Below are 7,868 nucleotides of genomic sequence, written 5' to 3'. Positions count from 1 at the left end.
AAGCATTTTTGTTACCATCAACGCTATATATTATAGAACCAAAATATAATGTTTTGTCTGTAGCCTTTTGTTGGGGGGAGGCTTTTTTGTGTGTCCTACTATGTGTGTCCTACTAGTCTATATCATACTAAGGGCTTCCTTGTCTGCCACTATAGTCACATCATTGTGTAGCTGTAAAATGGAAGCGGGAACTTTAGGAGTAATTGGACCATTTATAGTTTTAGCAATTGCCTCTGCCTTGTCTTTACCGTAAGCAATCAAAAGTATTTTTTTAGCTTTCATAATACTACCAATACCCATGCTGTAGGCCTGGTGAGGCACATCTTCATCTTTAGCGAAGAACCTCTTGTTGGCATCGATTGTGCTCTGAGTAAGGTCTTCACAGTGAGTATCTCTTACAAATACAGGACCAGGCTCGTTAAAACCAATATGTCCATTACGTCCTATACCTAATAACTGAAGGTCTGTTCCACCATAAGATTCTATCATTTCTTCGTATTCACGGCATGCCTTGTCAGAATCTAATTCCAAGCCATCAGGAACAAATGTAGACTCTTTTTTGATATTTACATGATTGAATAGGTTGGTATTCATAAAATAACGATAACTTTGATCATTAGTAGGCTCGAGTCCCTTATATTCGTCCAGGTTTATGCTAGTTACTCTTGAGAAATCAACATAGCCTTCTTTATATAGGTCTATTAATCTTTTGTATGTTCCGACAGGAGATGACCCTGTAGCTAGTCCTAGCACACAGTCTGGTTTCATTATAATCTGTGAAGCTATAATGCTAGCAGCCTTTTTGCTCATTTCTTCATAATTTTCAACTTTGTAAATTATCATACTAAAATCCTTTCCATAATAAATATAATCTTTTAATTTTTTCTTGCGAATAATTTCTATAAGTAAAAGTATAGCAATATAAGGGATTATTTCAAGACAATCAGATTATTTTGTAGTTACTTTCAATTGTATCAGGAAAATGTATTCAATATAAGGGAGAATGTGTGATTTTTTAAAAAAATTTAGAAAGAAGTTTCAAAATATACTGATGATATTGAAATTAAAATCACAGACGTATATAATGAAGTCATAAAGGAGGATATGAAATAATGGACGATAAGATTGAGAGTATAAAAGGAAAGTTGATTGTATCCTGTCAGGCTCTAGCTCATGAGCCACTACATTCTTCATTTATAATGGGTAGGATGGCAAGGGCAGCAAAGGAAGGTGGAGCTGCCGGTATACGTGCAAATACTAAGGAAGATATAAAAGAAATTCAGGCTCAGGTTGACTTGCCAATTATAGGAATTGTGAAGAGGGACTATGAAGATAGTGAAATATATATTACTCCAACAATTAAGGAAGTAGATGAATTGATGGAGGTAGAACCAGAGATAATAGCAATGGATGCCAGTCCAGCTATGAGACCAGGCAACAAGTCCTTAGATGATTTTTTCAGGGAAGTAAAGGAAAAATATCCTAACCAGCTTCTTATGGCAGATTGTTCAACTGTTGAGGAGGCTATATACGCTGACAAATTGGGGTTCGATTTTATAGGAACTACAATGGTTGGCTATACAAGACAGAGTCAGGGTGACAAGATTGAAGCTAACGACTTTGAAATATTGAGAAAGATAGTTGAAAAGGTAGAACATAAGGTTATAGCAGAAGGTAATATAAATACACCTGAAAAGGCGAGACGAGTAATAGAGTTGGGTGCCTACAGTGTAGTTGTTGGTTCCATAATAACAAGACCACAGGTTATAACAAAGAATTTTGTTGATGCAATGAATAAATAAAAAAATTGTTGACTTATATTAAATATTATTTAAAGGAGAGGAAAACGTAGTTATGAAAAATCTTGAAAAGTATAAGGGAGTAATACCAGCATTTTATGCTTGTTATGATGAAGAAGGAAATATCAGCCCAGAGAGAGTTCAGGCCCTAACTGAATACTTTGTGAAAAAGGGTGTTAAGGGAGTATATGTAAATGGATCTTCTGGTGAGTGTATCTACCAGAGCGTTGAAGACAAGAAGATTGTTTTGGAAAATGTTATGAAGGTTGCCAAGGGTAAGTTAACAGTAATTGCACATGTTGCCTGCAACAATACAAAGGACAGTCAGGAATTAGCCAAGCATGCAGAAAGCCTAGGAGTAGATGCTATAGCAGCTATACCACCAATTTATTTTAGACTACCTGAGTATGCGATTGCCCAGTATTGGAATGATATATCTGATGCAGCTCCAAATACTGATTTCGTAATATACAATATACCTCAGCTAGCAGGTGTTGCCTTGACTCAGGGGCTATTTGCAGAGATGAGAAAAAATCCTAGGGTTATAGGTGTCAAGAATTCTTCTATGCCAGTTCAGGATATACAGATGTTCAAGCAGGCAGCTGGTGAGGATTATATTATATTCAACGGTCCAGATGAACAGTTTATATCCGGTAGAGTAATAGGTGCAGAAGGTGGAATTGGTGGAACATATGGTGTAATGCCAGAATTATTCCTAAAGATGGATGAATATGTAAGAGCAGGCAAGTTCGATATAGCTAGGGAAATCCAGTATGATGCCAATGAAGTTATCTACAAGATGTGTTCAGCTCATGGTAATATGTACGCTGTAATAAAGGCTATCTTGAGTATTAATGAAGGCCTTGAAATAGGTAGTGTTAGAAGACCTCTAGCCAGCCTAATAGACAGCGACAAGGCTATTGTTGAAGAGGCAGCCAAGATGATTAGAGATGCTAAGGCAAAGTATCTTTAAGATATAGCTTAGATAGAAATTTATAATTATTTGATAGAATCACAGGAGGAATATATATGCAAGGTTTTACAACCATAGATTTAATAATACTGATTGTTTATCTAGCAGCAGTCTTATATGCAGGCCTTCATTTCTCAAAGAAGGAAATGAAGGGTAAGGAATACTTCAAGGGTGACGGTACAGTTCCTTGGTGGGTAACATCAGTTTCAATTTTTGCGACACTATTGAGTCCTATATCATTCTTGTCGCTAGCAGGTAACTCGTATGCAGGAACATGGATTATGTGGTTTGCCCAGTTGGGTATGTTGATAGCTATACCGTTTACTATTAGGTTCTTTTTACCTATATATAGTAAGTTGGGTATAGATACAGCCTACCACTATCTTGAAATTCGTTTCAGGAGTAAGGGTCTACGTATACTAGGAGCTATAATGTTTATAGTTTACCAGGTTGGTCGTATGTCAATAATCATGTACCTACCATGTATGGTACTATCTAAGTTGATGGGCGTAAATGTAAATATCCTGATTATTATAATGGGTATTATAGCAATTATTTATTCATATACAGGTGGACTAAAGTCAGTACTTTGGACAGACTTTATTCAGGGATCAGTATTGTTAATAGGTGTAACATTTGGTCTAGTATTTTTAGTGGCTCATATTAATGGAGGCCTACCAGCTATATTTGAACAGCTTGGAAGTGGTAGCAAGTTCCTATCTCCAGACCAGCCTATATTTGATGCCAATATATTGAGAGATAGTGTATTCTTGTTGATACTTGGTGCAGGTCTAAATACTATGGGATCATATGTGTCTAGCCAGGATATAGTTCAGCGTTTTACAACTACTACTGATACAAAGAAATTAAACAAGATGATGGTAGCCAATGGTTGTCTATCAATATTTATAGCGACTGTATTTTACCTAATAGGTACAGGTTTGTACGTATTCTATCAGGTACAGGGCAATCCACTACCACCAGCAGCCCAGCAGGACCAGATATTTGCTTCATGGATAGCCTTCCAGTTGCCAGTTGGTATTACAGGTTTGTTGTTGGCGGCAATATATGCAGCAGCTCAGTCAACTCTTTCTACAGGTCTTAACTCTGTAGCATCAAGCTGGACTCTTGATATTCAGGCTCGTATTAACAAGAGTGAGTTAAGTTTTGAAAAGCAGACAAAGATAGGTCAGAGGGTATCTCTTCTAGTTGGTATATTTGCTATAGTGATAGCTATGGTATTGGCCAACGGAGGTGTCAAGTCAGCCTATGAGTGGTTCAATGGATTTATGGGACTAGTTCTTGGTATATTAGTTGGAACATTTATACTAGGTGCCTTCACTAAGGTTGCCAACAAGTTTGGAGCGACACTAGCCTTTATAGCTTCGTCTGGAGTAATGATATATATCAAGTACTTTGTAGACCCAGCTAAGGTATCATTCTGGTCATACTCTATTATATCTATAGCAGTTTCACTAGTTGTAGGTCTAATAGCAAGTATAGCTTGGAGAAAGATTAAGGGAGACGACGAGCTTCCACCTGCTAACACTACTATTTATAGGGATTAAGGAGGTTTGGCATGATTTTCGGAAATATAGAAAATAAGAAAGAATTTGAATACCTAGAAGATGGTATCAAAAAGTGCCTTGAGTATGCAAATAGTCATGATCTTCTTTCATATGAAAAGGGTAGCTATGAAATAGATGGACAGAAGTTGTTTGTAAATATTGTAGAGTACACAACTACAAGTGCTCAAGAACGTTTTTGGGAGGCCCACAAGAAGTATCTAGACCTACATCTAATGCTTGATGGAAGTGAACAGATAGACCTTAATTTTATACAGAATATGTCTTTGAAAGATTTTGTAGATGAGGATGACTTCCTACCTATGGATGGTGATAAGAATTCTTCTGTGATATTGAAGGCTGGAGACTTTTTGATTTGTTACCCAAGCGATGGTCATAGGACTGCTGTAGCTGTAGACGGTCCAGAAAAAATAAAAAAAGCAATCTTTAAGGTGCAAATATAATTATTAAATAGTGTATAATAAGAGGGCAGAATGTATTTACTTACATATGCTCTCTTTGTGTATATATGGATTATGATATCTAATAAAGGAGTAATTTATGAAAAAATATATTAGTATAGATATAGGTGGTACTGCCATCAAGTACGGTCTAATAGGCCAGGGTGGAGAGATTTTATCTAAGAAGTCTATGGACACTGAGGCCTACAAGGGAGGTCCTGCAATATTGGACAAGGTATTAGACATAACTCAAGGCTACCTTAATGACCAGGGGCAGGATATAGTTGGAGTATGCATATCAACGGCTGGAATGGTAGATAGGGACAAGGGTGAAATTTTTTACTCAGCCCCTCTGATACCAAACTACAAGGGAACTAATTTTAAGAAAGCAATAAGAGATAAATTTAATCTAGCTTGTGAGGTTGAAAATGATGTAAAGTGTGCTGGCCTAGCTGAATATATGGCTGGAGCATCAAAGGGAGCCAGTCTAGCCCTAATGTTGACAATTGGAACAGGCATAGGTGGATGCATAATAATAGACGGTAGGGTCCTGAGAGGTTTCTCTGGTAGTGCTTGTGAGGTTGGATACCTAAATATGGGCGACAGTGATTTTCAGAGCCTGGCTTCAGCTAGGACTCTGACAAAGACAGTTGCTAGTTTAAAGGGTCAACCGGAGTCAGATTGGAACGGATATGCAATTTTTGAGGCAGCCAAGTCGGGAGATAGTGTTTGTATAGGTGCTATAGATGATATGTGCCAGGTGCTTGGTCAGGGTATAGCCAATATTGCCTATGTAATAAATCCGGAGATTGTAGTCTTGGGAGGAGGCATAATGGCCCAAGAAGATTATCTGAGGCCAAGAATTGAGGCAGCCCTAAACAAGTACTTGATAGATAGTATAGCTAGTCAAACACGAATAGAATTTGCAAGTCATGGCAATGATGCAGGTATGCTAGGGGCATATTACAATTTTGTATCTATCCACGGCTAGGAAGGGTATATAGAATTATGGGATATTATGTTAAGTCAGCAATTACGACAATTGAATCAAAATATGAGAACTTTACCACTGTAGAAAAGAATATTGCTGATTTCTTTATTCACAATAAGGAGAGTCAAGACCTGTCAGGAAAGACGATAGCTCAAAGGCTATTTGTATCAGAGGCATCCCTGTCGAGATTTGCCAAAAAGTGTGGCTATAGTGGATACAGGGAATTTATATATCAGTACAAGGAAGGCTTTGTTGAAAAGGTAGACACTATTACGAGCAATGTAATGACTATACTAAATACTTACCAAGAGCTTTTGAACAAGACCTACAGTTTATTAGATGAAGACCAGATAATGAGGATAAGCGATTATTTGAACAAGGCCAGACAGGTCTATGTTTGTGGAAAGGGAAGTTCAGGCTTGGCGGCAAATGAGATGGAGCTAAGGTTTATGAGGATAGGCGTAAATATAGACTCCATCAGGGACTTAGACCAGATGAAGATGAGGGGCGTATTTCAAAATGGTGACAACATTGTCTTTGGAATAAGTATAAGTGGTGAAACTGAGGAAGTATTACATTTTCTAAGGGAGTCCCACAAGCATGATGCAAAGACCGTCTTGATTACATCTCAAATGAGGGATAGTCTAGTGGAATATTGTGATGAAGTGGTTTTGGTGCCCTCTCTCAAGCATTTAAATCATGGAAAATTGATATCACCACAGTTCCCAGTTCTAGTTATGTTGGATATACTGTATTCTCACTTTGTAAGGTACGACAAGACTCAGAAAGAAAAGATGCATGAAGATACCTTGAGAGCACTTGAGATAGGCATAAGTCAAGCAAAAATAGAAAAATAAGATATTATACAAGTTAGATACTTGGTTTGGAATATAAAAATTGATTTAATTTTAATAGATATTTAGGAGGAAGCCATGATAATTAAGGCTAAAAATATAGTTTTAAGTGACCAAATGATTGAAGATGGAGCAATCATGATAAAGGGTGACAAGATAGAAAAAATATACAAGAAGGGAGACCATATACAAGCCAATGAAGAAGTCAAGGATTACGGTCAAGCTACTATCAGTCCTGGTTTCGTAGACACCCACATACATGGATTTTCAGGCTGTGACATAATGGATAAATCTAGCCAGTCTGTAAAGGTAATATGCAAGGACATACTTAGTATAGGTGTTACTTCCTTCCTGCCAACTACCTTGACTGCATCTGTAGATGACCTTAATGAGGTCGTAAAGATTGTCGGTAATTGTAGGGATAGCTACGGGGCCAAGATACAGGGTATTTTCTTGGAGGGTCCCTTCTTTACAGACAAGTATAAGGGAGCCCAAAATAATGAGTACTTCTCAAAGCCTAGTATAGAAAAATTAAAAAAGTGGCAGGAACTTTCAGGCAACTTAATTAAGAAAATTGCCATAGCACCAGAACTTGAAGGAGCTGAGGACTTTATCAGAGAGGCTAGAAAGATTGGCGTATATGTAGGACTAGGCCATAGTGATGCTACATTTGAAGAGGCCAAGAGGTCAGTTGATGCCGGTGCCAATATCTTTGTTCATACCTATAATGGAATGAGCGGTCTTCACCACAGGAATCCTGGAATGGTAGGGGCAGCTCTTACACTAGAGGATGTATTTGCAGAGATGATATGTGATGGCCACCACGTGCATCCGGCAGCAGCCAATGTAGTTGTAAAAGCACGTGGTTGTGACAGTGTAATGTTGGTAAGCGACTGTATGATGGCAGGTGGTATGCCTCCTGGCCAGTACAAGTTGGGTGATTTTAATGTAACTATGGATGGCAAAACAGCTAGGCTAGAAGCTGGAAACCTAGCAGGATCAGTTCTATCTATGAAGGAAGCAGTAAAGAATGTGATATCATGGGGAATAGCCTCACCTTTAGAGGCCATACACATGGCTACACTAGTTCCTGCCAAGTCAGTTGGCATTGATGACGTGTGTGGAGTGATAGATGAAGGAAGGATTGCCGACCTAGTTATTTTGGATGATAAATATGAAATAATTGATGTATATTTGGACGGAAAAAGGTTATAATATAAGTAAG

The 7,868-nt window shown here is 37.9% G+C and carries 8 protein-coding genes; 7 read left to right on the top strand and 1 reads right to left on the bottom strand.

The genetic code is table 11. The features are described from left to right. Window positions 1–117: 117 nt before the first annotated feature. Entirely contained in the window at window positions 118–843 is a 726-nt protein-coding gene (gene nagB, locus HMPREF1639_RS01600; protein WP_036762550.1) for a glucosamine-6-phosphate deaminase, read from the bottom strand. Window positions 844–1,112: 269 nt separating this feature from the next. Between nagB and HMPREF1639_RS01595 the strand changes: the two genes are divergently transcribed. The 7 genes from HMPREF1639_RS01595 (at window position 1,113) to nagA (ending at window position 7,858) form a co-directional block, all read left to right on the top strand. Then, complete coding sequence (locus HMPREF1639_RS01595) at window positions 1,113–1,802, top strand: N-acetylmannosamine-6-phosphate 2-epimerase (RefSeq protein WP_036762548.1); 690 nt, start codon at window positions 1,113–1,115, stop codon at window positions 1,800–1,802. A 52-nt stretch (window positions 1,803–1,854) separates the two neighbouring features. Continuing rightward, window positions 1,855–2,772 (top strand): dihydrodipicolinate synthase family protein, encoded by a 918-nt coding sequence (locus HMPREF1639_RS01590; protein WP_036762547.1) that lies wholly within the window; start codon window positions 1,855–1,857, stop codon window positions 2,770–2,772. A 56-nt stretch (window positions 2,773–2,828) separates the two neighbouring features. Further along, a complete protein-coding gene (locus tag HMPREF1639_RS01585; RefSeq protein ID WP_036762545.1) occupies window positions 2,829–4,340 on the top strand; it encodes a sodium:solute symporter in 1,512 nt (503 codons plus the stop codon). 11 nt (window positions 4,341–4,351) lie between these two features. Beyond that, entirely contained in the window at window positions 4,352–4,801 is a 450-nt protein-coding gene (locus HMPREF1639_RS01580; RefSeq protein ID WP_036762544.1) for a YhcH/YjgK/YiaL family protein, read from the top strand. A 97-nt stretch (window positions 4,802–4,898) separates the two neighbouring features. Then, window positions 4,899–5,789 (top strand): ROK family protein, encoded by an 891-nt coding sequence (locus HMPREF1639_RS01575; protein ID WP_036762543.1) that lies wholly within the window; start codon window positions 4,899–4,901, stop codon window positions 5,787–5,789. Between the two features lie 17 nt (window positions 5,790–5,806). Continuing rightward, the gene (locus HMPREF1639_RS01570) at window positions 5,807–6,646 is read left to right on the top strand and encodes a MurR/RpiR family transcriptional regulator (RefSeq protein WP_036762542.1); all 840 of its coding nucleotides are present in this window, start codon (window positions 5,807–5,809) and stop codon (window positions 6,644–6,646) included. Window positions 6,647–6,721: 75 nt separating this feature from the next. After that, window positions 6,722–7,858 carry an N-acetylglucosamine-6-phosphate deacetylase gene (gene nagA / locus HMPREF1639_RS01565; protein ID WP_036762540.1) on the top strand — a complete coding sequence of 379 codons (1,137 nt, stop codon included), beginning with the start codon at window positions 6,722–6,724 and terminating at the stop codon, window positions 7,856–7,858. Window positions 7,859–7,868: the final 10 nt, after the last annotated feature.

The organism is Peptostreptococcus sp. MV1, assembly GCF_000758885.1.
Classification (GTDB): domain Bacteria; phylum Bacillota; class Clostridia; order Peptostreptococcales; family Peptostreptococcaceae; genus Peptostreptococcus.
Note: the sequence above shows the minus strand (reverse complement) of the source record. Positions and strands in the feature narration are given on the sequence as shown.